This window comes from Acinetobacter guillouiae, from assembly GCF_002370525.2.
In the GTDB taxonomy this organism is placed as follows: domain Bacteria; phylum Pseudomonadota; class Gammaproteobacteria; order Pseudomonadales; family Moraxellaceae; genus Acinetobacter; species Acinetobacter guillouiae.
Window position 1 is genome coordinate 3,781,389 of sequence record NZ_AP014630.1, and the last position, 26,626, is coordinate 3,808,014.

Consider the following 26,626-nt stretch of genomic DNA (forward strand, 5'->3'; position numbering starts at 1 on the left):
TTATATGAAAAATGAAAGCTTAGAATCTAAAACGCAGACCTGCACCATATAACCAACCTGATTCAGAGTTAGTTGCAGTTTGCCATGCTGTCTCTTTGTTACCTTTAGAATATGCATAGGCCACACTCACATAAGGCATCACTTTTTTTGTGATTTCATAACGTGTTTCTAAACCTGTTTTAATACTATTTAGGCCTGTTTTTTGGGCATAGCGTGAATCATCGCTAAAGACCACATTTAAATCTAAATAAGGCTTTAAAATCAGCTTTTGTGTCAATAATAAATCACGTTCAGTTTCTAGGCTAAATGCAACCCGACTGTCCTGTCCGAAATACAGATAAGCATCTGTTTCAAAAAAGTACTGCGCCAAGCCGTGTAAACCCAAAGCTGCATCTACACGTTCCTGATCAGTGCTTCGTTCAGGATTATCACTGTAACGCACACCCGCCTGTACATCCCAAAAATCAGCAATGTTACGGCTATAGAGGGCACTTAGATCATATTCTATTTTGTCTGATTCAGCCTTACTGGAGCTCCCTTTAATGAATAACTTATTTTCATCAGTACCTATGCGTAACTCTAAAGATGAATCCAAAGTACCTTTTCCATCTTCATCCAGCATCCAAGCATTATCAATAGTCACTCGCTGATAAACCTGCGCACCATGTTCTTTACGGTGATCATGGGTACTATGCGAAGCTATGCTTTCCTCTCCCGTAGCGGTTGTAATCGCTTGATGCTGTGTATGATCTACAGCATTGCTTTGCTCATCCAACTGATTCATTTTTGAATGATCCATGCTTGAATGATCAGTCACTACAGTTGATTCAGTCGCAATACTCGCATCACTTTGCATCTGATGCCCTTCATGGGCCAAAGCCAAACCACTCAGCATAAGTAATGAACTTGCCAGAACTGATTTAGAAAAAAGATTAATGATTTGCATGTTCGTCTCCTTTCACTTCAGTCTTTTGAGTGGTGTTTGTTGTTTGAACTGGCTGAGTGGATACTTTGCCATCACTCACATTGGCAACAATCAATTTATTCATCATCCCTGCACTCATGTGGTAGAGCAAATGACAATGGATTGCCCATTCACCCAATTCATCAGCGGTTAATAATGCTGTAACTGTTTTTGCAGGTGGTACAACAATGGTGTGTTTATTGGGCATATCCACAGCAGGCTGACCATTTTCCAATTGCATAAACATGCCGTGTAAATGCATTGGATGCGCCATCATACTGTCATTGATAAATTTAATTCGGATACGTTCGCCATATTTCACTTTGAGTGGTTCAGCATCACTGAATTTTTTACCATTAATCGTCCAAACGTAGCGTTCCATGGTTCCGCCTAAACGAATCACCAATTCACTGGTGGCATCCCGAGTATCAGGTTGTGGGGTTAATGATTTTAAATCACTGTATTGCAGTGCTTTATCTCCTTGCGGTGTCGAGGCATTTGCCCAACCATAGACCACTTGATCATTTTTTTGCGCTGCCGATGAATTGCTATGCTGTGAATGATCCATAGCTTTCGTATCATTAGCATTCATTTTTGAATGATCCATGCCCTGCATATCGTTGGCATTCATTTTTGAATGGTCCATACCTTGCATAGCATCAACATTCATTTTTGAGTGGTCCATGCCCTGCATATCATTCGCATTCATTTTTGAATGGTCCATGCCCTGCATATCATTCGCATTCATTTTTGAATGATCCATGCCTTGCATATCGTCAACATTCATTTTTGAATGATCCATACCCTGCATATCTTTCGCATTCATTTTTGAGTGGTCCATACCCTGCATATCATTCGTATTCATTTTTGAATGATCCATGCCTGACATATCACCCATACTCATCTTAGAGTGATCCATCCCTCCGCCACCATGACCTCCCATATCTTCCATAGTCAGCACAGCACGTGGACGAGTAGCAGGCATATGAATAGCAGCACTTTTTGCTGTTAATTCATTGTGGAGTGTTCCAATCGCAAATCCTGAACGGTCAATAGACTCTGCCTCAATCTGATAATGATTGGTTTTAGGTTCAACAATCACATCATAGGTTTCAGCAGTACCAATACGAAACTCATCCACAGCTACTGGCTTTACAGGCTGCCCATCGGCACTGACCACTGTCATTTTTAGCTGAGGGATACGTACATCAAAGAACGACATTGCCGATGCATTCACAAAGCGCAGTCGAACTTTTTCATTTGGCTTAAACAGACCTGTCCAATTTTGTTCAGGGGTTTTTCCGTTTACAAGAAAGGTATAACCCGTCACATCAGACATATCTGTTTTTAGCATACGCATCTGATTCCACATTTTGCGATCAGACCACGTTGCTTTTAGACCATCACGTTGTAACTGTTTCCAAACATCCCCTAGTGTTTCACGTCGATTCTGATAATATTCTGCGGAAACCTTTAGATTTTTTTGAATCTGGTCACTGGTTTGCTCATGAAAATCCGACAACATCACCACATAATCGCGATCTGTGCGTTCATGCGCTGCCAGCGGTTTTTTATTCTTTGGATAAATCACTAAAGAACCATATAAACCATCCTGTTCTTGGCCTTTCGAATGGGCATGATACCAATAGGTTCCACTCTGACGAACTTTGAACTTATAGACAAATTCTTCGTTGGGTTTGATCCCGTTATAACCATTAAAGCCAGGTACACCATCCATAATGCCGGGCAATAATAGGCCATGCCAATGGATCGATGAATCCTGATTCTTTAAATTATTTTTAACACGAATCACCGCTTCATCACCTTCTTCAAATTCTAAAAGTGGTGCGGGAAACTGGCCATTTACAGTAATTCGTTTTACAGGTTTACCTGTTACATTGACGATTCCTTCATCAATGCTGAGTTGATATTCTTTGATTGCGGCAATTCCCCAAGTTGAGGAAACCAGGCACAATGTCGCAACCAAGCTTTGAGCTAATCGCTTTTGAGATAACTGAATAAACATAACTTAACCTAAATTTTAACAAGCAACTTTGAATAAAAAAGTGTCTAAAATCAGATTAAGCTTTTGGAGGACGTAGGATTTCTTGCCAATGCCCTGCGAGGTGCTGAGCTTGGTAATTGATTTGATAGGCTTGAGTATTGTGCAGATGATCAGGTGCAATCAATTTGGGAATATCAGGATTGAACCAAACCACTGAAGATTGGCATGAGAATGCAGCACAATCTAGGCATTTACTCTGCTGCGTATCTTGAGATTGAACCTGTTGATTATGGCAATCTTTTAGATTTTGCAGCTGTTGCTCATGATTGAGATGCGAGTTTTGATCATTTTGTTTTTGTTGTATATCGGCACAGTGTTGTTTCATTTCTTGTACAGCACTGTTTTTCATCATCGATTGATGTTCATCTAAAAGTGATGAATTCATCATTTGTTCATGTTGCATCATATTTACAGATGCAATAGACACACTGCTCCAGCCTATGGCAAAAACCATAAGACAAACAAACCAAAGCCGTTTGTGCAGTTGTCTAAACAAAACTAAAACCTATGTTTTAATCTATGATGAAGCTAAGAGCATAGCCAATAATGATGAGTTTGGCAAATATCACGTGGAAAGATTGCCAATATCACTGAATAATTTTGCATCAATTTCACTTTGTATAAAAAATGAATAATTAAATTAATGAATAGCGGATGATTTTTATAACAAAAGAGCCCGTTTGGGCTCTTTTTAAACAAAAATTGCATGTATGATAAACGATTGATCACCCTTTGATTAATCTATACCCAGCTTACCCATATGCTTATCAACATGGTTATCCATATAGTTATCATCAAAGTTATCCACAATTCACACAATACATTTGTGGAAAAGTTTAAGCCGAAACTTGTCCCACTTTTGCTAACTCAGCGCGCATTTCGTTAATCACAGCTTGATAATCAGGTTTACTAAAAATCGCCGAACCAGCAACAAACATATCAGCTCCTGCTTCAGCAATTTCACGGATATTTGCTGGGCCAACACCGCCATCAATTTCTAAACGAATGTCACGACCTGAAGCATCAATAATTTTACGTGCCTCACGTAATTTATCCAAAGTGGTAGGAATAAATTTTTGACCGCCAAAGCCAGGGTTTACACTCATTAAAAGCACTTGATCTACTTTATCTAAAACATAGTCGAGATAATGCAAAGGTGTTGCTGGATTAAACACTAAACCTGCTTTAGCACCACCATCTTTAATCAATTGTAATGAACGGTCGATATGATGCGTTGCTTCAGGATGAAAAGTAATAATATCTGCGCCTGCTTCTAAGAAATCACCAATCATACGATCGACAGGTGAAACCATAAGATGCACATCAATCGGGGCTTTGATCCCATATTTCTTTAATGCCTTACATATACCCGCACCAAAAGTTAGGTTTGGCACATAGTGGTTATCCATGACATCAAAGTGGACAACATCTGCACCAGCTGCCAATACATTTTCCACATCTTCACCCAGACGGGCAAAATCAGCAGATAAAATTGAAGGTGCAATCAGATATGGCTTGGACATGAAACAACCTGGCAAAGATAAAAATTTTTCCTATTATAACAAACTTACCCTATTGGGTTGTTTTAAAAAGCAACAGTTTTACTTATCTTGCTCATTTATCAGGTCATAGCAATCAATCTGGTTGAATCACCGGCTGTCTATTACTTGATGATATGGGTTTTAACGAATAATCTGATCTTTTGAGAACAATACAAAAATAAAGGGCTTCATTAAGCCCTAGATCCAGTCACCGCCACCTTGCACAATCTATAGATAAACATCGCTTATCTATACTGTTTAAGGTTTAGCCTGTTGTTTTTTCTCAAAATCACGAACCATTTTAATGCGTTCTTCAGTTGCAGGATGTGAAGACAAGGCATCAAAAATCTCTAAAGAGCTCTCTTTTTCACTAGACTCATTTTGAGGTTGTTTTTTATTTGGGTCAGCTTTTTTATCAGCTTCAGCCGTTTTGCCTGCCTGCTTTGGTTTTTCTTCCAGTGCAGTTTCATCACTTAAGCGTTGTAAGAAATTCGCAAAATGAGACACTTCAATGCCTTTACGATCCATCAATTTCAGCGCATACATATCCGCCTCAGCTTCAAATTTGCGTGAATAATTTGCACCAATCATCGCGGCAGGTAACGAGGTCAATAGGTCTGAGCTGTCTCCCGTCATGGCAATATACAACACACTCAACCCCAAACTGGTCAAGCCTTGTTGTAAGCTATGCCGTTCCACCAAATGCCCTTGCTCATGTGCCAATACACCTAAAATCTCTTGATCACTATGCGCCATTTCAATCAGTTCATCGGTGATAATAATCGTATTGTTAGGTAAAGCCACTGCATTGGCACCCAATCGCCCACCTTCACGGAAGACCAATTTTGCTGGTCTGCCTTCAGCGATAGTACTTAGATATTGCTTGGAAATTTGATCTTTTTGACCTTGTGCCAAATGACTAGGATTAGTCCAATTGTTCAACACATATTTTTCCGCTTCATCGCCTAATTTATTCAAACTATTTTCAGGCAGCTGAAAAGCAACATAATGTGATGCTGCTGGAACACCCCATTTTACTAAAGCAAAAACAAAAGCCACCACAAAGATGATACTGAATACAATTAAACTTGGAGAACGTTCTAATTTCCAGATCGAATGCTGAACATTTTTAGTCCCAAAATTAAACCATTCTGGTAAAGCCCCCTGAAACTCTATCCTAGCGTCATCTTTAAGCTCAATCGCAGGATTTAATTGCCCCAGTGCGCCAATTAATTCCATATCGCGATATGCATAACGGCGTTGATGTTCTAAACGTTCACCATACTGAATCAGTACCTCGGACTCAGATTGAGCGGAAAGTTGGGCATGGTGTGGTTTAGACACCACACCATCATAGAAAATGACTTCTATTGGTCGTGACATAAATTATTCAACTCATATCATTATAAAGAAACATCAATGTCGAAGATGTCACTAATTTCTTCAGCTAAAGCACTTTGCTCTTGCTGTGCAAGATTCATCATTTGATCTGGATCATCATGCAAAATTAAACTCATCGAATCAACTTGATATTTGTGAATACGAATTGCCGCCCATGCAGACATTAAACCTATGCTTAGAATTTTAACCAGCCAATTTGATGCCACAATCCATGCATAACGCCATTGATTACAATCTGTTTTAAATTGGCTGCTTCCAACCGTTGTATTGTTCCATGTGGTAATAAAAATACGTGCCGCGATCAATGGATAAATAAACAACCCTGCCACAGCGTACATCGCAAAGACACCAAAGATAAAAAAGTTTGGCGTATACCCTGCAATAAAACCGATAATACCGAAATAGATAATGCCAAATGCCAGCATGATTCCAAAAGACATAAAAATTGGAATGTAAACTGCCGCCATATAAGCTGACCAATCAGCATTCAATTTAAAATCCAACTGCCCTGCATATAAATGATCGATGTAGTATTTTTTATACAACCAGATCGCAACAGGAGCAAATATCCCTAAACTAAAAATATAAATTAAGATACTGAGAAAAAAGACTTTATAGGATTCTTTTGTGGTTCCCGCAAAATAAAACCGACTGTTGCCGAATTTACTGTTTCTTGCGGTAAAGCGCATTGTTGCCCGAATCAGCCATGGCACTGCTGCATACAGCACCACTAAACCAACCACCGTCGCAATCATGGAATACTGCGAGGAAATTGAAAAGGCAGCATAAATACCCAATGCAATCAAACGTCCAACTAAAATCTTGGTGGGGATACCAGTAAAGTCAAAACGTCTTTTAAAGAATTCAGTATTGCCATAAAAATAACGTAAACGACGTACTTTCGCCCAAGGCGCGTACAAACTTAAAGTAATGATGGTCAATAAGATATTCACAATCCATATACCAAAATATTCCATCGCATCACCGTGAAATTTAAAACGGTGAATTCTTGGATATTGCTGATCTGCGGGCTGCTGTATTTCTGGTGGTGTAGCGCCTTTTTCCAAACTCAAATGATTCGGAAATGGAGGCGGTATTTGTTCTTGCATATTCTTCTCTTTATTCAAATTATTTGATGACAATCTAAAATGATATGAAATAAAAAACCTCAAAAAGCAGTTTATATTTTTTCTGCACTGAAAGAAATAGAGTAAAAGCAAACAACGATTTACTTTTACTCAAAATTCAGTTTTTGTTCGACGATTCAATTATTTTTGTAGTTGCAAAGCATGAAATTGTAAATGATCATCAATAAAACTTTGGATGAAATAATAACCGTGATCATAACCTTCATGAAATCTTAATGTGAGTTTTTGCCCAACTTTATGACAAGCTTGTTGGTATTTCTCAGGGTTCAATTGACTATAAAACTGATCTTTTATACCTTGATCGATAAGCACTTCGTCAAATAACTGACCTTTAGAAAGCAGTAATTGGGTCGCATCATGCTTTGCCCAATCAGACTGATCAGCGCCTAAGTAATGTGAAAAGGCTTTATCACCCCAAGGGCATTCTGTCGGTGCACAAATCGGTGCAAATGCAGATACTGATTTAAAATAATTTGGATATTTCCAAGCCAGTGTTAATGCGCCATGCCCGCCCATACTATGACCAAAGATTCCCACAGCTTCAGATTGAATCGGTAAGCTTTTTATTAGCAATGGATAAAGTTCATCTACAATATAACTTTCCATCTGAAAATGTTCAGCCCAAGGTGCTTGAGTTGCATTGAGATAGAATCCCGCACCCTGCCCCAAATCCCATGAATCGCCTTGTGCAACCTGTTCACCACGAGGTGATGTATCTGGTGCGATCAAAATTAGACCAAGCTGAGATGCTAAGCGCTGTGCATGCGCTTTGATAATAAAGGTTTCTTCCGTACATGTCAGTCCCGCTAAATAGAATAATGCAGGACATTTCTGCCCTTTTAATGCTTGAGGCGGAAGATATGTCGCAAACTTCGTTGCCCCTTTTAAATAATTTGACTGAATTTGATAAATTCTTTGTTCACCATCAAAACAGATATTTTTACTTAAAAGTTCCATCAGCGCATCGCTCCACATTTTGATCTTTAAATTGTTTAAGGCTACCGTCTTATAACATCAACAGATTCAACTCAATATAAATTAAAGCGCTTTTGCTTTCGCATTTAAAGCACAGTTATTTATCATGGCTTTTGTTGTGTATCCAGTTTTACATTTTGGGTTTGCGCAGTAGTAATAACGCCTTGTTGTGGAAATAAATGTTGTTCCAACTGCGGTAACATCATTTCCATATTTTTCCCAATCACCCATTGCGGTTCAGATGGATCAAAGCCTTGTGCATTTTCCCATTTCGCAACTGTTTCAGTCGCTTCTTTAAATGCAGCTTTGAGAGAACCTTGTTCACGCATTGCCTGATCAAAGAAAGCACGGCCAAAATAAGTATAATCAGCTTCATTTGAACAACCAAATGAGGCGCGATCTGCTGCAGAAGCAGTAATAATCAAAGTATCTGGTGATTGGAGTGCTGAAACAAAGCTACCTGAATAACAGGCTGAAATCACAATCACTTTCCAGCGAATACCTGATTTATCGAGGGTTTCTCTTAACCATTTTGGATCAACATCATCCAAATTAATCGGTTCATTTTCGAGTTCAAAACGATTAGGCAAGCCATGAGACGTCATATAAAGAAACAATACATCACTTTCGCGATTCATTTGTTGACCAATACGGCGTAAAGCCAGATCTATACTGGTTCTAGAAGCAATTGGTGTATCTTTAATGCTTTGTGGATTATTGACCAACTCAACAGAGCGTCCAAAGGTTCCAAAACGGGTATCAAATTGTTCTTTAATTCGATCAATTTCAAATTTAAACACGTCTTGATAACTTGCACCAGCAACACCTAAAAAATACCAATGCGTTTGTGCAAACTCACCAAACTGCACCTGTTCCAAGGCTTTATTGAGTAAATGACTTTGTGCATAAAAAGCACTTTCGCTAATACTTGGAGGAACGTCTTCTACTTTCCAAATCGGCTGTTCCTTAATCGAGACCTGCCAAGTAAACAAAGTGGCTACAGTCGCAAACATGATCAAGGCACGTTCCCACCACGGCCATTGTAATTCTCTTGAAAATACCCACACCACAGCAAGGCTTTGCCAAATAAACAAAGCAAAAAACAGCAGTGGGATCACATCATAAGTGAAATAAGGCAGCAGATCTTGATTGCCTAAATATTGCAGCAAACATTGAAACAACATGATGTGCGTATCAAGCACCAGCCATAACAGTGCTGGAACCAACATCAAACGCGGATTATTGGTCCGTTGTGATAGGAAAATCCCCACAATCAAGGCAATAAAAGGCCACAATGCGTAGCTGACTAGACCTTGTCGATTAAAAACACCACCATCACCGGCAACTAACCAGCTAAATAGTGTATTTGCACCTGCACCCAACAGTCCCCAAAAAATCAATTGAAGAATCGATGGACGAACAATTTGTAAAGACTTTCGCGAACCTAAGAATAACCAAATCCCTGCACGTTGGTTACTTTTCAAATCATGCCAAAAGTTAATCGAGGGTTTAAGATCTATCATAAAGATTCTGTTAAGGCAGTGGCTTCAATCAGCCTATCTAGTTTAGGCTTGGCTAAAAAATTATCAATGTTTGATTTAACTATATATCAATAATTCGACTATTATTGAAACAGTTACCAAATTACTCAATAAGATTGCTGTTAAAATAGGCATCAAAACGACAAGCATCACCTTGCCATTGATGATCGGTTGCCTGATCATTTAAAAATACAGCCAGTCTAGGACGTTTTACCACAACTCGCTTGGCAAGTTGCCGTGCTAAGACTAAAAGATGATCGCCTAAATCCATTTCACCATCTTCAGGTAAAAGCATGTGTAATAGCTGCATTTGCTTTTTCACTTGTGCCTGTTTTTTAATGGCTTGCTGATTTTGATCCCGCTGCGGAAACATCGGATCTAAATAAACAACATCGATAGTTTGATGCGTGATGATCATTTGTTGTAAATATTCAGCTGAATCAGAAAAAACCAAATCAATACGCTCAACAACTTTGGCTAAAAACGGATCGTTTTCCAGCTGTTTTTTCGAATCTTCTAGTAAGGTAAATAAAATTGGATGACGTTCAATCAGGGTTACTTTCGCCCCTAAGTGTGCCATCAATAATGTGTCATGCCCTAGACCAGCAGTTGCATCAATTAAATTGGGTTTTTCTGAAATATTACATGCCCGTGCAATCATTTCAGATTTTAAAGTTGCACGTTTTAAACGAGGGATCTCAGCTTTCCAATCAGGCTGCATTTTCATGCCATTGGCACACAGGCTTAACCCTTGTTCATCAACACACAAGGCAAGTTCAGGATTCAGTCTTAAAAACCGTGCATTGAGTTTTTCAATCGTTGTAATGTTTACCACGACACCACGTAAAGAAAGCACAGTTTGGTAGGACTGTGCTTTCTCAAAAAATGTGGATTCAGTAAATAAGCGAATTTCGCTTACCATAATTTCCAACCTGTTAATGCAAACAATAAAATCAACAAACCTGAAGCAATACGATACCAAGCAAAGACCATGAAATCACGCTTAGAAACATAAGCCACCAAAACACGGATCAAAATTAAAGCAGAAACAAAAGAAACAATTAGCCCCACAAAGAATACGGTCCAATCTTGTGTTGTTTCATAAATATGGTAATTTTTAAAAAGATCTAATAAGCCTGCACCAACAATAACAGGTATGCCGAGGAAGAACGAAAATTCGGTTGCAGCCTTACGCGATACACCCAGCATCATGCCGCCAATAATGGTTGCACCTGAACGTGAAGTCCCTGGAATAAGCGCCAATACCTGAATTAAACCAATATAAATTGCTTCTTTAATCGAGATATTTTCCACTTCAACCGCATTGACTTTTGGTGGATTTTTTTCAACCCACCAAATGATTAAACCACCGACGATTAAACCAATCGCCACAGAAATATCATTAAACAACAACTCTTTTACGATATCACCAAAGGTTAAGCCAACCAGCATAATTGGAATAGAAGCTGCAATAATACTGACTCCAAGATGACGCCCTTTCGGCTCACCTGAAAATAGACCGATTGCTGCGCCCCAAAGCTTGCCCCAATACTCATAAATCACCGCAGCGATTGCGCCCATTTGAATAGCAACGACAAATAAGTCACTCTTTTCTTTGGTCCAGAAATTCATGAGCTCAGAGGCAAGAATTAAATGCCCTGTACTTGAGATAGGTAAGAATTCGGTAATACCTTCAACAATACCCATAATGGCTGCTTTGAGTAGCAGTAAAAGATCCATTGTGAAATCCTAAAAATTAAAGCGAAAAACGATTATGGTTTACCTTGTTCTGGAATTTTCTTCCATGCATTATCACGTAAATATACAGGTAAAGCTTGTTCTGCACTGAACCATTGCTTTTGCAGTGCATTTTGACGCGCAATTGTGGCGATATCATTGGCAGAAGCAGTAATCTGCTGAAACGCGATTGCCTCTACATTCACCAAAGCTGAACCTGAACCGATCAAGGTATATTTTTGATATTCTGCAGCGTGTTGATAGTCTAATAATTTTTCTTCGTCTACAAGTTGCATAATGTTATTTTGGTCAAGCTTAAAACTTGCCATATAAACTTCTTGCATACGTGCATCTAAAACTGCGGTGACTTCAGTCAATTGGGCTTGCTGATAAGCAGCTTGCGCTAACGCTTGCAAGGTTGAAACTGGAATCACAGGAATATCATTTGCCCAGGCTAAAGCTTGAGTCACTGCGGCATTGATACGTACACCACTAAATGAACCTGGCCCACGGCTAAATGCAATTGCAGTCAAGTCTTTACTGGAAATTTGATTTTGCTCAAAACCTTGCTCAATCATCGGCAAAATGGTTTGAGTTTGTGCTTTTGCTCGCGTATCAAGTTGAAAATAGAGTGTTTGAGTTTCATCAACAATCGAAACGGAACACTGCTCATTGGCAGTTTCCAATGCCAGCAATTTCATGCACAACCTTACTGTGTTAAAAATGCTGCCTATGATACTCCACTCATTTCAATAGCGCGAGGGCTTAGAGATAAAGCCTGCCAGATAAAATCCATTAGATCAAAATAATCCATAAAAATGCCAAGACATTGTGCTTGGCATTTAAGTGATAATTTTAAAACCACGACTTTAATCAAATTTAAATTCTTCTAAATCAATAAAATTCTTGTAATGGGCAGCATAGTGCAAGGCACTCATTTTTAATAAATTCTCCGCATTCTCATCCAAAGTTCGCACGACTTTACCCGGTGAACCCACCACCAAGGAATTATCGGGAATAACTTTACCTTCCGGGATCAAACTATTTGCACCGATGATACAATTTTTACCAATTACAGCATGATTTAAAACCACGGCATTAATACCAATTAGACTGTTATCGCCTATCGCACAACCATGCAACATGGCTTGATGCCCAATGGTTACATAATCACCAACGGTTAATTCAATCCCTGTATCTGTATGTAAAACGGCATTTTCTTGAACATTACTAAAATTCCCAATATGAATTTTGGCATTGTCAGCACGAATGACTGCACCAAACCAGACACTGACTTGTTGCCCCAGTTCGACCTGACCAATCACCGTCGCATTATCCGCAATCCAACCATCAAAAGGTGCATGCAACGCTTTTGGCACAAAACCTTTAAATTTATACATCATGGTATTACATTCCTTTGAGATATTTTAAGAGCATTGGTTTTGATCATAGCTTTTCAGCATTATTTTTTATTGAATATCTGTGATTTAAAAGATGGCGAGTTCAATAAAAATGGCCAGTTTTTTTGATAATCCAAACCATATTTAAATAACGAAATCAGAATTCTGGCGGTTAGCCCCCAAATGATTTCATTTTCAATTCTTAGACTGGGAAAATACACCGATTGATGTGCCAAACGTACTTCATAAGGAATAGGCTGTGATTCCATCATTTTTTTAATCGGGGCATAGAATATACGATCAATTTCACTCGGCTGAGCAATCAACTGAATATCTGGAGGAATTAATCCAACTACAGGTTTTACCGTCAATCCACTTTTCGCCCGTTCCATGGGTAAATCACCAATCAGCTTGACATCAAAGGGATTGAGTGCGGTTTCTTCCCATGCTTCTCGCAAAGCCACAACGATATTACTGGTATCATTTGGATCACGTTTTCCACCTGGAAAGGAAACTTCTCCAGCATGATTTGATAAGTAGGCAGAGCGTCTCGTCAGTAAAATTTTAGGATCAGCTTCTTGAGTAATTGCAATCAGTACTGCGGCATTGGCCGGATAGGTTCTTTTGCCAAAACGTAATCGATTTTGCAATACTTGGGTTAGCTCATCATCCTTCATTGATCTCACTCTATCTTTTTGTTCTCGTTCTATCATATAGGAAATTTTATCGATAAGGCTATAAATGATGCGAAAGTAGAATTTTTCAGTTATGCTGAGTTATCTCACATTTTTAATGAAGCTTATGAGTTTTTGCAGTGCTTGTGGTCATCCAACCATAGAAAAAATTCCTTTAGGTGATCAAAAAATCCGTAAAGTTTGTACACACTGCGGCACCATTCATTATGTTAACCCTAAAGTGATTTGTGGCGCTTTGGCGATCTGGGAAAATAAAGTTTTACTATGTCGTCGTGCAATAGAACCACGTTATGGACTATGGACCTTACCTGCTGGTTATATGGAACTTTTTGAAACCATGGAACAAGGTGCAGCACGCGAAACACGTGAAGAATCTGAAGCTGAGGTTGAAATTGAACAACTTTACTGCATGTATAATATTCCACGGATTGGGCAAGTTTATGTTTTGTTTAAAACACAAATAAAAGATGGTGTATTTGGTGCTGGTGAGGAAACCATTGAAAGTCGTTTATTTGAAGAACATGAGATTCCTTGGAACGATTTAGCTTTTCCAAGTGTAGAACGCACATTAAGACATTATTTTGAAGACCGTAAAACCAATACCTTTCCAATGCATCTTGAAACATTAGGCACCCGATTAGATCAGACAGGATAATCACAAATAGATATTGCTTCGACCAATGGTTGAGCATTAAAAATATGAGCACAAAAAAAACCTCAATTCAAATCACTTGAATTGAGGTTTTTTAATTAAGATAAATTACTTGGTTTTAATGGTATAACACTGCGGTAAGCTTACAGTTAAAGTCCCTGATAAACGCTTTGCTAGCTCTTTTTGCTCAGGAGTGGTCTTATCCTTATTGGCCTCTATATTGTTATAAACTGACTGATAAAATGCATGCAAATTTACCCATGTTGCAGTAATCGTCTTATCCCCATCCCAACTGGTAATATTGACACCATTGTTTGTATTTTGCTCATTGATTAATCGTTGTAGGTTTAAGCGTATACCGCCAGAGGAAACTGAAGCGTTGGCTATTTCTTCTGCGGATGTACCACTGGTTGGTCGAACAACTAATGTTTCATTTAAACCGGCTAATGCACCATCAAGACTACCAAATACAGGATTGGCCAAAATCATACGAAGTGTAATCGACTTTTCAACATTACCATTTATATAAGCTGTACCCGTAGTACCAATACGATATTGTTGTACCCCTGTTTCTTTATCAACATAAGTGTTTGGATCTACATCAGCACATGTATCTGAATTTAACGCACTATTTTTACCTAAATTGGTGCGGATATCTCCATTTTCATCAATCACAATACCGAGTGTTTGGGTATTTGGATTAACTTCTTTGTTATCAAAAGCAAATGTAATATTTGCATACAGTGGGAAATAGTATTTTTCACCAGCTTTTACTGTATTTTTAGTGAGAAAAACTTTTCGATCTAAATAATTGGCAGGATTGGTTTTATAAATATCGATTCCACCAGAAAGCTGATCAGCATTTAAAGTTTGACGCCATTTCCCATATATCGTTGGATCCGCAGGTGCCGTGGTTGCACCCGTTGTTCGCTTATACATATATTCAGTACCAGCGACATTGGTATTATTCAGCAAAGCGCCCTGAAAAATTTCAAGTTTATCCGTTGAACTTTGATCTTTTTTAAATACAAGTGGAGAGGTAATTTTACGGGTGAGTGGATTGATCCAACCTTGTTGACCATTTACATTGAGTTTTTGTGGAACAACCTGATTGAGCAATAAAAACTTTAACAGTGAATCAGCAATTGTACTGCCTTCTACTTTTTGAGGTACACCAACCCATTGCATTGCATAACCAGAGGTATAACCTTGACGGTCAGTGACTAAATACATATTGGCGATAGATTCATTCTTGGTGCTTAATTCACTTTTACCTGTGAAGCCTTGAATATCAACATTTGCACCACTGAAAATAAGGAAGTTTGTTGAATAAATATTTACCAATGATTGTTGAACCAAGCGTTGCGCAGTCGCGACTGCAGAAGCTTCATCGACCGCTTCAATATTGACCCACGGTTTTAATTTTTCAACATAGCTACCATTGATAAAATCAGCCACCCCAATATCGGCATTGACTGTTGTTAAATTATTTTTAATATTATCTGTTAACTCAAGGGGTTGTACATCGCCAACCTGATTGGCATCCTGCTCCAACCCAATCGCTTGGAAAACGCGAACCAATCCAACCATTACTTTAAATGTCTCATCACTCATGGTCATACTGGTTGGTTCTTTACCTGTCATAGCAGTTGCAATATCTATCAAACCAATTGCAGCAGGTTGACCACGCACTTTTAAAGGGCGTACTTTTGCTAAGTCAACATCACCTAAAACAATTTTTCTTTCTGATTGAGAACCTTTTATATAAAATTTTGCTTTATCGCCAATTAAACAGCCACCAAGTGCCAAACCACCTTCTAGTTTAGTCGCATAATGATTTCTGGTATCTGTACTACAATCAAAATTTAAACCATCCACTGGATAGTCAACATAAAAACCTAAACATTTTTCTGTAGAATCTGCATCACAACCATTTGAATAGGTTGGAATACCTTTATTTGGGTCTTCATTGACTGTTGCACTTTCACCACCGCACCCTGCGAGTGCTAGGCCTAAACTTGTTAAAACTAAAGGGGCGAATAATCTTTTTTTCATATCTTCATCCTTACTGAATTACACTCAGCTTAATTTGTCCATGATTTGTTAATTGCTTATTTTCCACATCTAATGCTGAGGATAGTGGTGTTAAAAATAGATATACAGCTTGATCAGGTTTTCTTAAAACGCCTTCCATAGCCGCATATTGTAAATTATTGTCGTGGGATTCTTCATTTTTAAAACCACTTACACCTTCGAGGACACAACCTTGTCCATCTAAAAATACCACCAAAGGCCAATAATAACTTTGAAGCTTTGAAGAAGATGCATAGGATGTTAATAAAATATTTTGCACTTGAGAATCTAATTTCACGACTTCATAAGCAAAAGTCTCTTTGATTGGTGCAACTGGCCACAAGCCAACTTCTTGATTTTTTATGGATAAATCTTTTGCTTTAGTTATTTTTTTACCCGAAAAACACGCTTGTTCTAAATTATGAACAACCTCATCTTTAGGTAAACGAAAGTAGCTTGATGATAAAACAACTGGCTTTTTTTCTTTCGATTCTGAATTGCCACGAATACTATTTAAAAGGCTCTTACTTAAACCTTTTTGCCGTTCGATGGTTTCATAACGACCATGCACTGCGCCGATCTCAGGCGTCATATAAAATCTTTTTTTACCTTCTAAATTGAATTCACGATCTTCTAAATACTCATTATTGACATATTGTTCACCATCAATAACGGTGAAATGCTGATCTTCTATCATTTGAGTACTTTTTGGGGCAACTTCTTTATTGGTCTTGACCGCAGTTTGGTCTACTGGCGTTATTTTCTCTAGTTTCTCAACCTTATTGGTTTTTTGAGTAATATCAGCGGGCTGCTGTGGAGGTTTTTCCACAACAAGCTGAGGTACTATCGTCTGTGACGCTGGTGCTAAAGGCTGATCTGGTATCTGAACAGGGCTTTGAATTTTAGCTTTATGCTCCATTAAAGCGGATTGCCGTGCAGGCTGAGCAGTAGTAACCGCTGATGGCGTATTTTTAGGCGCCCCCTCTTTTTGACTTTGTTTAACGATGGCTGGAGCTTCTATTACTGGTACATTAGGCTTGGCAGCTTGAGTCTCTTGTATTTGTTTGACTTCTTGTATTGGTTTAACGTCTTGTACTGGTTTATTTTTTTGCTTTACATCTACTTTTGGAGCTGCTTCAGGTTTCTGAACAATCATCGGATGTCCATCAGGGCCAATAATTGTATAAAAATTGGCAGCATAAGAAATTGATGTGGCTAGACTAAAACTTAAAGCTAGCCACAAAGAAGTTACGACTGTTTTTTTTCCAACATTCAAACGCATTACCATCTCGTTCTGTAGTTAAGCCCTAGAATTGTAACTTTTGTATTGGTCTTTACATTTAAACCAGCATATGGGTTGAGTAACAAGTTATCCACCCCTGTTTTATTGGCCAAACTACTGCTGTTTGCTGGAATATTATCTCGGCTACGCAAGAAACCGATCGATAAGTCAATATCACTATCTTCATCAAAACGATAACCTAAACCTAAACCAAATAATTGCGCATTGTTAATCGGCACCATGGTATTCCGTTTATCATCGGGGATCGCACTAGCACGAGGTTCATAACCAGCACGAAGTTTTAGACGATCATTTGCTGAATACTCAATACCAATTCCCCAGCTCCACGGTGATTGAAAGCCGAGTGGAAAAGCCAATGAGGTATCTGTGACTTGATTGGATAATAATTTGGCAATTTTTAATGCTGAAATTTGTCGGTCAAATTCAAACTGAAACTTTTCCCATGCTTTAAAGTCGGTCCAGCCCACATCAAAATTCACCTGTAAATCAGGTAAAATTTTATATTTTATACCGGTTTGAAAATGAGCAGGATATTCCAAATCCATTGAAATCAAACCTGATTCGGTTGGTGGAATATAGCCTGGAAAACCTAAAATCGCCGCAAGAATTTGACCTGTTGCTGAAGAGTTCAAGCCTTTTATAAGCTCGCGTGGTGCGTTGGCATTGTCGATAAAATATTTACCTTTCATACGCATTTTGGCGGAACTTTGATACACCATACCAAAACCGAAGTTTTCTGTAGGTTCCCACATCAAACCTAAGTTATAACTTGGGCTTAAACTCTGCTCAAGACTCACCTGCATTTTGCCGAATTGACCAAATGGGTTCATGCCCTCATCTGCATTACAAATACCAAATAATATAAGGTCAGTAATCACATTCGAGTTATTTCGGAAAGGCCCACAAACAGACTCATCAATCAATCGTAGAACACCGATCATTTCATTTGGAAATCGTAGATCAGTTTTTAATGCCATTGCGTTATATGACATCCCGATCGAAGCACCAATAGACAATTCATCGCTGACTTGGTATGCAATAGATGGAGACAAATAGGTTATACGCTCAATGGCAACTTGCTGCCCCATATAGTTACCTGGGTTACCATCCTCTGAGCCAAAACCTGCCACCATTGGTGCATATACAGCAGTTGCATAGGTCAATTTTGAACCTGGAGGATTATAAGAAATCCCTCCCGTTGGCGCTAACACTGGCCAGCCAGGTCCCAAATCCACGACTTTTTTTAGAATGGGAATATATAAACTTGCATACTCTACATCGCCACGCACTGAATCTTTATAATCTGTACAAAGCCCCGAAGGATTGTCTGGTGCATCATTACAGATCAATGGGTCATCAGAATAACCAAATACGTTATAACCAGGTGGCGCAGAAAATTCACGTTGTATATCAAAGTTTGCAACAATCCCTTGTACGTCGGTTTGTAAGCCTTTGAGTTTAGTTAATGCTGCGGGGTTAAAATGAATCGCACTAATTCCAGGTGGGTCTGCAGTTACTGCATTCCCCATGGTTAGTGAGCGTATATCAACCGATAGGTTAAGTCCTAACGCCGCAAATACTTGAGTTGAACACCCTGTTAATAAAATCGCTGTAACTAATGGGCGCAAACGTATGTTTTTCATACTTTACACTCCTTTAGTTCGCTTTCTTCTTACCAAAGCCTAAAATATCCAATGGGAAAGATAGACCAAGCGAAATATCTGGTGAGTCTTCAGTTAAGCCGATCCCCAATGTACCATTGACAATCGTATCTGGATTGACACGCACCCCTAGAGCAATGGAAAACATCCCGCTAGATTGGTCAGCTGCTTTATATGAATCTGCAAGTCCCGCTGTAGGTCTATACTTAAACGAAGTATTCATATTAAATGATTGTTGGTATGACATGGTCATCGAAACATCATAGTTAAATGAATAAGCAAAACCAAAAGAGAAACCACCGGTCATACCAGGATCAAACTCTTCTAAAACGCGCTGATAGGTCTGATCACCACCTTGACCATTGGCATTGCCCCCACCACGTACTTGATTTAAGCCAGTTTCTTTAAATCCATAATTGGCAGAGACCGATGCAAACAGTACAACAGGATCGATATATTTACGGGTACTTGCGCCAACACCTACAGAATAATAGCCTTTACCCGTTGAAAGGTCTTTTTCTGGGTTTATCTCATATGGACTATCACCTGTCTTGGTAGATAAGCTACCAAATAAAATAAGTGGTAAACGACCTGCTTTCAGTGGGAAAGGTTCCCAACGTGCACCAAAGTTAATATCCCCTAGGCCAGCAGCCGTGGCATCTTTTAAGCTATCTGATTTAGCAATAAATGGAATAGATGCGGTAAAGGTTAAATTATCACGTATCCCGTACTGTGCAGTAAAAGTATTACTAATGGTATGACTTGCATCTTCATCAACACGAAGTTGATAAGCTGTGCCTTCGTTAATTCCTAAATTTAATTGCGAATCACGATAGTAAGAATAATCTAAATCATAAAAAGTTGAGAACTCACCCTTTTTAATTAAAGAGTATTGACGTTCATTGGATGTAAAAACTTCTTGTAAATTGGTTTCTTGAGAAGCATCACCTTCTTTCTTCTGCAATGCTTCTGCAGCTTGTGTACCTGGTTTAGGTGCTAAAGATTTTGTTTCATCTTTATTAATTTTGACATCTTCTGTAGCCTGTGCAACATCTGCAACTGGAGCTGTTTGACTGCTGGTTGCAGAACTGGCATTGTCTGTACTCGCAACCTGATCTGCTACTACATCCGCACTTGCCTCTGTTTCAGCTGCATATAAACTTCCAATTGCAAACTGAATACTCACTGCAAGTAAAGTCCGTTTCATCCATTGATTATTCATATTCTTCCTATTCCAAAAATTCCAATTCAGTTATGTAATTTTTTAATCCATCTTTTACTTACGTTTATAATAGAGTCGCATATAAGATGTAATTGGCTGATTGTATGTTGCAGACTTGGTATCTTGGTCAATCACCTTACGCATTGTCGAAGCCTTATCTGCTAATTTATTGGTATAATCTGTTGAATATTGCGCTTCAACTAAAGCATAACGATTGATTGTTGCATCATCGACATGACGCATATCTGCATCTTGTAGTGCCAACAAGTTACGTTGTTGATCTTTTGGCGCATTGATCACAAATAAGGTGTTATTTTCCCAAATTTGCTTAAATCGCTCTTGATCAAAACTGATATTCCCCAAGGCTGGATCTGCCACATAAACACGCCCATCTTTATAAGCTTTAAACACAACAAAATGTTTAAAACCCGCATAAGAAATTGGCACAATCACCGGTTGATTTTGATTGATTAGGTCTGTGAACTCACCTCTATAGCCACCGCTTTCATATCCAATTGCAGCAACAAAGCGCTTCATATCCAGCAATGAAAAACTTCGTCGCTCAATAATCCGGTTGTATTCACCAAATCGTAATAAGCCTTCCATGGTTTGCTGCTCAGTTAAATTTGTCCCAACATAGCCATTTAACAATGTTGTTAACGCAGCAGAACCGCAACTATAGTCATATCCTTGACGTACGATGCCACGGAATTGGTTTTCTAAGGCAGGTTTAACATGTACCATTTCACGATGATTACGTGTAAATGATTTATCTCTGGAATCCGCAAGCTCAGTGTAGTAAATCGCATCCTTTGGCTTGGGCTTCACATCTAAGGCGTGGTTGGCAAAATAATACATTAATGCCGAACCTAAAGTAATTTCTATCATAATTTTAACTATCAAGTGTCGGCAGTATTTTGCCTAAAGTGCTGATTTTATTTTTAGAGTGAACACTCTACGTCCCTGTGATTATGAAGATAACGGTTTTTGAAAAAAAAAACAGTCTTTTTTTCAACTTTTGTCGCTTTTTCTCAGCTTTTTTGTAAAAAAAAGACGCATGCTTTGCATGCGTCTTTTTTAAGATTTTAATTCTAGGCTTAGTGACCAGAAATCGTCAGTTTTACACCATTCGGCGTTGCTGAACCACCGTTATAGAATTTCATACCTGTAATCGCAACATCACCAATCGAACCAGAACCTGTTCCAGAACCTGCTGTTCCACCTGGTACAAAGCCATTACCACCGCCCAATACAACTTTAGTTAAGTAAATATCTGTACCTGTTGAACTTTTCATTGCAGTAACAGCTAAACCATCTTTCGTTACAGCCACATCAGCATTTAAAGCCAAATCAGAAGAACCGGTGTCTGTCACTTTAATGCCACCCAGTACGATATAACCACCACCTGCTGCAGAAGCATCTTTCAAGGCTAAGTTACTGATTGATAAACCACCAACCATCGAACCATTCAATTTAATCATTGCACCTTGAGGCGTATTACCCAATTGAATATTTGCTGTCGTAGCACCAGTATTGATCGTCAAACCACTTAAAATTTCAGCAGATCCAGTATCAGGTTTATATGCGCCTGCTGAACCCGTGACATTATTCACTTCAATTTTACCTAAATCAATTTTTAATGCATTAATTGCAGCAGCAACATTTAGGAATGGCGTACCACTAGCGCCAGCTGTAGCACCACCGTCAGTATCAATGACCAAGTCAGCCAAGTTACCAGAAGCACCAGTTTTGGTTACAACTACGTTATTTAAGGTAATTGCACCCGCTTTACCCGTACCGCCAGTCGTTGGATTTACTGCTAAACCATCACCATCAAAAACATGTAGTTTTGCAATTTCAACTTTAGATGCATCAATACCAATACTGATACCATCTTGACCAGTCGTAGCACTCAGCGCTGCATCATCCATTGCTTGCATTGCCATTGCGTTTGAACTCATAGCCACTGCGGAAACTAAAGCAAGTTTAGTAAATAATTTCATAATCTGTACTCTCCCAAGAGCATTTTTTTTCATTTTTAACCACTCTCCATAGTTCCCTGTTGTTTTTAGTTGTTTTACAACTTAGAACACCAATCCTTGAGTAGTCCGTTTTGCCCTTTTAAATTAACGGTATGTTACTTTTTGTTCAACTGCTGTTTATCAAAAAGCCAATTAAACCGATAAACGGTAAACACTTTTATAAGTGCTATTTTCAGGTAGAATAGTGCCTTACAAACCCTTTTTGCGCTTGAGTTAAACCTCCCTATGTTTCGGAAGTTATTAGATTTTCCATCAAATAGCACTGCAGATTTATTACACCGTCTTGACTCATTATTCGGTTGTATCTATTTAAAAAACGCGGGCGAAGACATTGTTGCTTTTTCACCTGAACAATACTGTATCTCAACCCAGCAACAACTTTATCGTTATACCAGAAATCATTTTACCCATTATCAAAAAGATAAAAGCGATCCTCATTTAAAACACTTCTTTAACTTCACCGCTCAATCAGCTCCGAAACAGCATAGTTTTCAGGGTGGATATATGGGTTTTATTGACTATAACTATGCCAGTCAGCAATATGTTGATGCTCAAACCAAATCTCAGCCCAATTTTTACATGGGTATTTATAAAACATTTATCAAACGAGAAAATGAGCAATTCTTTTTTTATAGTTTAGAAGCCTGTGCAGAAGAGTTTTTCAACTTTATACAAGATTTATTAACCACACCCGTCACCCAGAATCAAAGCTTTAAACTTTTATCAAACTGTACTGCGACGTGGACAAAGCCACAATATGATCATGCATTTACACAAGTTCAAGAATATATTAAAGCGGGTGACTGCTATCAAATTAATTTAACTCAGGAATTCACTGCAAAAGCTCACGGTTTACTTTTAGATACTGCCGAAAAGTTTTGGACACTCACAGATGCTCCCTATTCGGGTTATTTAAAAATCAATGATTTTGAATTACTGAGTTGCTCACCTGAGTTATTTATTGATTTCGAAGCTGAGCGTAAAATTATCACCAAACCCATTAAAGGGACAATGCCGCGTTATGACGATCCAACTTTAGATGCACAATCAAAAAATGCTTTGATTCAGTCTAAAAAAGATCAAGCAGAGAATGTCATGATTGTGGACTTATTACGCAATGATCTCAGTGTCTATGCTGAAACTGGCTCAGTAAAAACCCCAAAATTGTTTAATATTGAATCTTTTAACCAAGTACATCATATGGTGAGTGAGGTGACTGCCACCCTAAAACCAGATGTCAATCCATTTGAGGTCTTATTTACAGCATTGCCGGGTGGTTCAATTACTGGTGCACCCAAAATTCGTGCGATGCAAATTATTGAAGAACTCGAAAGTGCACCAAGAGGTGCTTATTGTGGTTCAATGGGCTATTTTAATTTTGATGGAACCGGTTCTTGGAACATTTTGATTCGTTCAATTCAAAAATATCAAGATGAAGTATCATTGTGGGCAGGCGGTGGAATTACTATTGCCTCAGATTGTGATGCAGAATATCAGGAATGTTTTGATAAAGTTACTGCCATGCTTGACTTACTCAATACATGGCATCAACCTCAACATGAATCCTAGACTAAAATCTCATGCTTTAGTGTATCAACAAGGCGTTGATTTTGTTCATCTGTACCAATAGTGATACGTAAGAATTGATCAATACGTGGTTTATTAAAGTATCGAACAATAATGCCACGTTCACGCAACGCTTTCGCCAATTCACCAGCATCTTTTGAGGGTAAACAAGCAAAAATAAAGTTAGCTGAAGATGGTAATACTTTAAACCCAAGCGCCACTAAATCTGCAACCAATTTGTCACGACTTACAATGACTTTTTGACATTGTGCTACAAAGTATTCTTGATCTTCAAATGATGCGACAGCTGCAGCTATTGCAAAACGATCAATTGGATAGGAGTTAAAACTATTTTTAACAGCTTCCAATGCGGCAATCAAATGTGGTCGTGCAATTGCAAAACCAACGCGTAAACCAGCTAAAGAACGCGATTTTGAAGTCGTTTGGCAAACCACTAAGTTTTCGTATTTCTCAACCAGACTCACAGCTGACTCAGCACCAAAATCCACATATGCTTCATCAATCACAACCACCGAATCAGGATTGGCTTGCAAGACCTGTTCAATTGCCGACAGCCCCAATGCAATACTGGTTGGTGCATTGGGGTTGGTAATGATAATCCCACCATTCGGCTGTTTATAATCAGCCACGTCAATTTCAAAATCATCATTTAACGGCAAGATTTTAGTTTGGGTTGAAATTCCAAAAAACTGACTATAAACAGGATAAAAGCTATAGGTAATATCTGGGTATAGAATCGGCTTATCTTGAACAAAAAATGCTTTAAAAATATGGGCTAAAACCTCATCCGAACCATTACCAACAAAGACATTTGCGACATCTACATGTTGTTGTTTCGCAATCGCGTGTTTGAGTGCCGATGCATCTGGATCTGGATAAAGTCGCAATACATCTGCTGAATCTATAAGTACAGACTGAACCGCTGCAACCACTTTTGGCGATGGTGGATATGGGTTTTCATTGGTATTCAGTTTTAATAAGTTTTGGATTTTAGGCTGCTCACCTGGAACATACGGTTCTAACTCACGTACTTCAGGACTCCAAAAACGCATTTGCTCAGGGCTAATATTTGGCATTTTTATCTCGTATTTTTTCTCACTTGACTTACTTTATATAAGCGCTCTCACTCTAGGAGAGGGTTTGGGTATTTCAATAGAATCCCCAAACTAAGTCAGTTAAATTTTTACACCCTCATCCACACCCTCTCCCTAAGGGAGAAGGATTTTTACGGATACTGGGCCATTGGTGAATTACTGATAACGATATCTTGCTGATCGGGCATGCGCATCTAAATTTTCTTGTTGTGCAAGAATATCTGCGGCCTTGGCAAGCGATTTTACCCCTTGCTCAGAACACATAATCAAACTTGAACGTTTTTGAAAATCATAAACACCCAAAGGTGATGAAAAACGTGCTGTACCAGAAGTAGGCAGGACATGGTTAGGTCCCGCACAATAATCACCAATCGCTTCTGGTGTATAGCGCCCCATAAAGATTGCACCTGCATGGCGAATACTTTCTGACATCTGCTCAGCGTCATCTAAGCACAATTCCAAATGCTCAGGCGCAACTTGATTAATCAAATCAATGGCTTCTTGACGATCTTTAACCAAGACCAAAGCACCACGATTTGCAATCGAAGTTCGTGCAATTTCAGCTTTGGGTAGTGCAGCCAAATGTTCTTCAATGGCCTGCTCGACATCATTTAACAGCTGTTCATCAGGCGTAATAAAAATCGCTTGCGCAACCGTATCATGTTCAGCTTGTGACAAAACATCCATTGCCAACCATTTAGGATCATTATGACCTTCTGCATAAACCAAAATTTCTGAAGGCCCTGCAATCATGTCAATACCGACTTGACCAAAAACAGCACGTTTTGCCGCAGCAACGAAACGGTTACCTGGTCCTGTAATTTTATCCACTGCTGGAATTGTTTCTGTTCCATAAGCCAGCGCGGCAACTGCTTGCGCACCGCCAATCGTAAACACACGACTTACGCCTGCTAAATAAGCAGCTGCCAATACCAAAGGATTTAAATCACCATTTGGCGCAGGTACCACCATAATAATTTCTGCTACCCCAGCCACATGCGCAGGTAAAGCATTCATCAGCACAGAGGACGGATAAGAAGCTAAACCACCTGGAACGTAAATACCAACACGGTCTAAAGGAGTAACTTTTTGACCCAGAGTATTTCCTAATTCATCCACATAAGACCAACCGTCTTGTTTTTGCGCCTGATGGAATGAGCGAACCCGATTGGCCGCCAATTCCAAAGCTTCACGTACTTCTACGGTTAACCCCTCAAATGCAACTTTAAGTTGTTCTTGTGTCAGTTCTAAATCTGAAAATTGATGCGCTGGATGTCGATCGAACTGTTGAGTGAGTTTAAGTACATGTGCATCGCCATGTTGGCGTACATCTGCAATAATTTGGTCTACTGTTTTTAAAAGCTCAGGATCACTCACTGTTTCAAAAGCTAACAAGTCAGCAAAGACTTGTTTAAAGTTCTGCTCTTGAGTCGATAAACGTCGCATCAATTTACCCACAAGGTTGTTTAGGAAAGATTTAGTTTACCTTGTTTTGAGTATCTTGTGGGCAACATCACCGCAACAT

Annotated in this window: 23 protein-coding genes; 2 read left to right on the top strand and 21 right to left on the bottom strand. The window is 38.9% G+C overall.

Going from position 1 to position 26,626, the window contains the following annotated elements; translation table 11 throughout:
• Positions 1-19: 19 nt before the first annotated feature.
• The 13 genes from AS4_RS17515 to AS4_RS17575 all read right to left on the bottom strand — a co-directional run bounded on the left by AS4_RS17515 (position 20) and on the right by AS4_RS17575 (position 13,449).
• Complete coding sequence (locus AS4_RS17515) at positions 20-946, bottom strand: copper resistance protein B (protein ID WP_096735025.1); 927 nt, start codon at positions 944-946, stop codon at positions 20-22.
• On the bottom strand, positions 933-2,990 hold the full coding sequence (locus tag AS4_RS17520; RefSeq protein ID WP_096735026.1) for a multicopper oxidase domain-containing protein: 2,058 nt from the start codon (positions 2,988-2,990) through the stop codon (positions 933-935). Before AS4_RS17520 ends, AS4_RS17515 begins: the two co-directional genes overlap by 14 nt.
• A gap of 55 nt (positions 2,991-3,045) precedes the next feature.
• A complete protein-coding gene (locus AS4_RS17525; RefSeq protein WP_096735027.1) occupies positions 3,046-3,483 on the bottom strand; it encodes a hypothetical protein in 438 nt (145 codons plus the stop codon).
• A gap of 382 nt (positions 3,484-3,865) precedes the next feature.
• Positions 3,866-4,552 carry a ribulose-phosphate 3-epimerase gene (gene rpe, locus AS4_RS17530; protein ID WP_034613857.1) on the bottom strand — a complete coding sequence of 229 codons (687 nt, stop codon included), beginning with the start codon at positions 4,550-4,552 and terminating at the stop codon, positions 3,866-3,868.
• A 276-nt stretch (positions 4,553-4,828) separates the two neighbouring features.
• Entirely contained in the window at positions 4,829-5,953 is a 1,125-nt protein-coding gene (locus AS4_RS17535) for a M48 family metallopeptidase (protein WP_096735028.1), read from the bottom strand.
• A gap of 20 nt (positions 5,954-5,973) precedes the next feature.
• Positions 5,974-7,080 carry a YjgN family protein gene (locus AS4_RS17540; RefSeq protein ID WP_096735029.1) on the bottom strand — a complete coding sequence of 369 codons (1,107 nt, stop codon included), beginning with the start codon at positions 7,078-7,080 and terminating at the stop codon, positions 5,974-5,976.
• A 159-nt stretch (positions 7,081-7,239) separates the two neighbouring features.
• Positions 7,240-8,076, bottom strand: a complete 837-nt coding sequence (gene fghA / locus AS4_RS17545) for an S-formylglutathione hydrolase (protein WP_096735562.1) — start codon at positions 8,074-8,076, stop codon at positions 7,240-7,242.
• 122 nt (positions 8,077-8,198) lie between these two features.
• A complete protein-coding gene (locus AS4_RS17550; protein ID WP_004817614.1) occupies positions 8,199-9,617 on the bottom strand; it encodes a C13 family peptidase in 1,419 nt (472 codons plus the stop codon).
• Positions 9,618-9,738: 121 nt separating this feature from the next.
• Positions 9,739-10,557, bottom strand: coding sequence for a class I SAM-dependent methyltransferase (locus tag AS4_RS17555; RefSeq protein WP_096735030.1), 819 nt, complete (start codon positions 10,555-10,557; stop codon positions 9,739-9,741).
• Positions 10,551-11,375, bottom strand: a complete 825-nt coding sequence (locus tag AS4_RS17560) for an undecaprenyl-diphosphate phosphatase (RefSeq protein ID WP_004817618.1) — start codon at positions 11,373-11,375, stop codon at positions 10,551-10,553. The genes AS4_RS17555 and AS4_RS17560 overlap by 7 nt, the downstream gene beginning before the upstream one ends.
• A gap of 32 nt (positions 11,376-11,407) precedes the next feature.
• A complete protein-coding gene (tsaB, locus tag AS4_RS17565; RefSeq protein ID WP_004817620.1) occupies positions 11,408-12,073 on the bottom strand; it encodes a tRNA (adenosine(37)-N6)-threonylcarbamoyltransferase complex dimerization subunit type 1 TsaB in 666 nt (221 codons plus the stop codon).
• 168 nt (positions 12,074-12,241) lie between these two features.
• Complete coding sequence (locus AS4_RS17570; protein ID WP_016539404.1) at positions 12,242-12,775, bottom strand: gamma carbonic anhydrase family protein; 534 nt, start codon at positions 12,773-12,775, stop codon at positions 12,242-12,244.
• Between the two features lie 59 nt (positions 12,776-12,834).
• Positions 12,835-13,449: a CoA pyrophosphatase gene (locus AS4_RS17575; RefSeq protein WP_004817626.1), complete on the bottom strand. Its 615-nt coding sequence runs from the start codon at positions 13,447-13,449 to the stop codon at positions 12,835-12,837.
• Positions 13,450-13,573: 124 nt separating this feature from the next.
• On the opposite strand from AS4_RS17575, the gene AS4_RS17580 reads away from it, so the two are divergent.
• Positions 13,574-14,122: an NUDIX hydrolase gene (locus tag AS4_RS17580; protein WP_034613876.1), complete on the top strand. Its 549-nt coding sequence runs from the start codon at positions 13,574-13,576 to the stop codon at positions 14,120-14,122.
• A gap of 105 nt (positions 14,123-14,227) precedes the next feature.
• Here the strand turns inward: AS4_RS17580 and filF are convergent, their stop codons facing one another.
• The 6 genes from filF to filA form a co-directional block, all read right to left on the bottom strand.
• Positions 14,228-16,174, bottom strand: a complete 1,947-nt coding sequence (gene filF, locus AS4_RS17585) for a putative pilus system protein FilF (protein ID WP_096735031.1) — start codon at positions 16,172-16,174, stop codon at positions 14,228-14,230.
• Between the two features lie 10 nt (positions 16,175-16,184).
• Positions 16,185-17,474, bottom strand: a complete 1,290-nt coding sequence (filE, locus tag AS4_RS17590; RefSeq protein ID WP_096735032.1) for a putative pilus assembly protein FilE — start codon at positions 17,472-17,474, stop codon at positions 16,185-16,187.
• Complete coding sequence (gene filD, locus AS4_RS17595; protein WP_004817633.1) at positions 17,474-19,138, bottom strand: putative pilus system OmpP1/FadL family transporter FilD; 1,665 nt, start codon at positions 19,136-19,138, stop codon at positions 17,474-17,476. The genes filE and filD overlap by 1 nt, the downstream gene beginning before the upstream one ends.
• Positions 19,139-19,151: 13 nt before the next feature.
• The gene (gene filC, locus AS4_RS17600) at positions 19,152-20,378 is read right to left on the bottom strand and encodes a putative pilus system protein FilC (RefSeq protein WP_096735033.1); all 1,227 of its coding nucleotides are present in this window, start codon (positions 20,376-20,378) and stop codon (positions 19,152-19,154) included.
• Positions 20,379-20,432: 54 nt separating this feature from the next.
• A complete protein-coding gene (gene filB, locus AS4_RS17605) occupies positions 20,433-21,266 on the bottom strand; it encodes a putative pilus system C39 family peptidase FilB (protein ID WP_034613839.1) in 834 nt (277 codons plus the stop codon).
• A 209-nt stretch (positions 21,267-21,475) separates the two neighbouring features.
• Positions 21,476-22,381 carry a putative pilus system protein FilA gene (filA, locus tag AS4_RS17610; protein WP_096735563.1) on the bottom strand — a complete coding sequence of 302 codons (906 nt, stop codon included), beginning with the start codon at positions 22,379-22,381 and terminating at the stop codon, positions 21,476-21,478.
• Positions 22,382-22,645: 264 nt separating this feature from the next.
• Between filA and AS4_RS17615 the strand changes: the two genes are divergently transcribed.
• The gene (locus tag AS4_RS17615) at positions 22,646-23,989 is read left to right on the top strand and encodes an anthranilate synthase component I family protein (RefSeq protein WP_096735034.1); all 1,344 of its coding nucleotides are present in this window, start codon (positions 22,646-22,648) and stop codon (positions 23,987-23,989) included.
• Here AS4_RS17615 and hisC read toward each other — a convergent pair.
• Together hisC and hisD are read right to left on the bottom strand one after the other, a co-directional pair.
• Positions 23,986-25,083, bottom strand: coding sequence for a histidinol-phosphate transaminase (hisC, locus tag AS4_RS17620; protein WP_096735035.1), 1,098 nt, complete (start codon positions 25,081-25,083; stop codon positions 23,986-23,988). The genes AS4_RS17615 and hisC overlap by 4 nt on opposite strands.
• Positions 25,084-25,257: 174 nt before the next feature.
• Positions 25,258-26,559 carry a histidinol dehydrogenase gene (hisD, locus tag AS4_RS17625; protein WP_081401076.1) on the bottom strand — a complete coding sequence of 434 codons (1,302 nt, stop codon included), beginning with the start codon at positions 26,557-26,559 and terminating at the stop codon, positions 25,258-25,260.
• Between the last annotated feature and the right edge of the window lie 67 nt (positions 26,560-26,626).